This window comes from Polaromonas sp. P1_E3 (genome assembly GCF_056405935.1).
The window spans coordinates 1-1654 of sequence record NZ_JBFUBD010000520.1 but is presented as its reverse complement, the minus strand read 5'-3'; the positions used below and the strand labels follow the sequence as shown (position 1 = coordinate 1654).

The window sequence follows — 1654 nt, the reverse complement described above, 5'->3', positions numbered from 1 at the left end:
CCCTAGCATGCTGCACTGGCCCCATGGCTGAGCTTACGCAATGTGCATCCAGGTCAAATAGCGCTTGAGGCTAGGCTCGCCCTTTGATGGTTTCTTGAGTGCCAGTCACCCCAAGGTCGGCTGTCAGTCCTATGAAATTGAGCCTGTTCATGAGATTGTCGACGCCCCAGGCGGTGCACCAGCAGATCCATGCCGTCCATAAGGTATGGCTCATGAAATGCGCGCCGCGCAGCTGCTGCGCGAATCCCAGAACCACGCCGGCGGTGATTGCACCGACAAGCCATTTTTTCGCAGCAATTTTGTCGCTGCCGCTGAAAACGAAGTAACCACCTAAGAAGGCAAACCCGGATGACGCGTGCCCTGCGGGGAAGCACCCTCCACTACCACCGTCGTGCTGAAAAAGGTGGGCCCAATGTGAGGCGTAATGCGCCACGCCGCCGAAATCGGATAAGGCGTAAGGGCAGCTGGTGGTGCTCATCAACTTCAACGAGCTGACCGTCATAACTGCCAGCAAAGTCGTGGAGGCGAACTGCAGGCGCTTAGTGAATTCAAGCCGCTTGAGGCCACCGAGTGGAAACCACACCCCCAGGCACAGCAGTAAAGCGAGGCACCAGGCCACCCGTCGAGCGCCGTCGTGCAAGATCACGGTGAGGAACCAGTTATCTTGCAAAGGAAAACCGGCAAGGCCGCCGAACCAGTGCGCCATCGGCAGATCGAACCCCGATGCGTCCCACGCCAGAAAAATGATGGCCGTGGCAACCGTGATCGCCGCAAACCATTTTTGGGAAGAATTTTGCATGGCGTGGAGCTTCGGTGTCGCGTCTTAAATCCTCCTTAACGATTTGGTGACGCTGCGAATTTTGACAAAAAGGCCCAGGAAAAAGTCGCCTAATACTTAACGCATTCTTAAGGCGTCGTTAAACCCCTGTGCGCAGGTGCAGACGGGCTACGTGCCTTTGTTTTCCACGCGGGTCTGGCGGACAATGCTGCATGCGCGTATTAGTTGTCGAGGATGATGAAGGCATCGCCAAAGGGCTTGAAAGTCATCTGAAGCAGTTGGGCTGGGCTATCGATATCGCTAGCGGAGTTGAATCGGCCTGGACCTCGCTAAAGGTCGAACCCTTTGATCTGGTCCTGCTCGATCTCGGCCTTGAGGATGGCGACGGCTCGGAAGTGCTTAAGCGTCTGCGCTTGGCTCCCGCAGGCTCCTTTCCCGATGCCGGTACGCCAACGCTGATCATGACCGCGCGTGACCAGGTTGCCGCACGGATTGAGTGCCTGGATATGGGCGCCGACGATTACGTGACGAAGCCCTTTAATCCCGATGAATTGGCCGCGCGCATGCGCGCGCTTCGGCGAAGGGCWGTCGGACGCGCCCAAGCTACGATTACGGCCGGCGCCTTAGTAATCAACCCGGCCACGCGGGCCGTGCACCTGAACGGCAAACCGGTTGAGCTGGCCCCGCGGGAGTTCGGTGTCTTGCTGGCTTTAGTGGAGGTTAGGCCCCGCGTACTGTCACGGCTGCAGATCGAGGCCCGGCTCTACAGTTGGGACAATGCGCTCGACAGCAATGCCGTGGAGGTGCATGTGCATCACCTGAGAAAGAAGCTGGGTGAAGGCGTGATACGCACACTGCGCGGCGTCGGTTATTTCG

General features: G+C 58.2%; 2 protein-coding genes. One reads left to right on the top strand and one right to left on the bottom strand.

The genetic code is table 11. The features are described 5' to 3' along the window. Positions 1-70: 70 nt before the first annotated feature. Positions 71-799, bottom strand: a complete 729-nt coding sequence (locus tag AC1D0Z_RS21225; protein ID WP_477660136.1) for a phosphatase PAP2 family protein — start codon at positions 797-799, stop codon at positions 71-73. A gap of 191 nt (positions 800-990) precedes the next feature. Here AC1D0Z_RS21225 and AC1D0Z_RS21220 point away from each other — a divergent pair. Continuing rightward, positions 991-1654, top strand: a 664-nt coding sequence (locus AC1D0Z_RS21220) for a response regulator transcription factor (RefSeq protein ID WP_477660135.1), incomplete at its 3' end; no start/stop codon positions are given.

What these genes read in the sequence shown, in the direction of transcription:
- AC1D0Z_RS21225 (WP_477660136.1), bottom strand. Translation starts at nt 799, where the DNA reads ATGCAAAATTCTTCCCAAAAATGGTTTGCGGCGATCACGGTTGCCACG.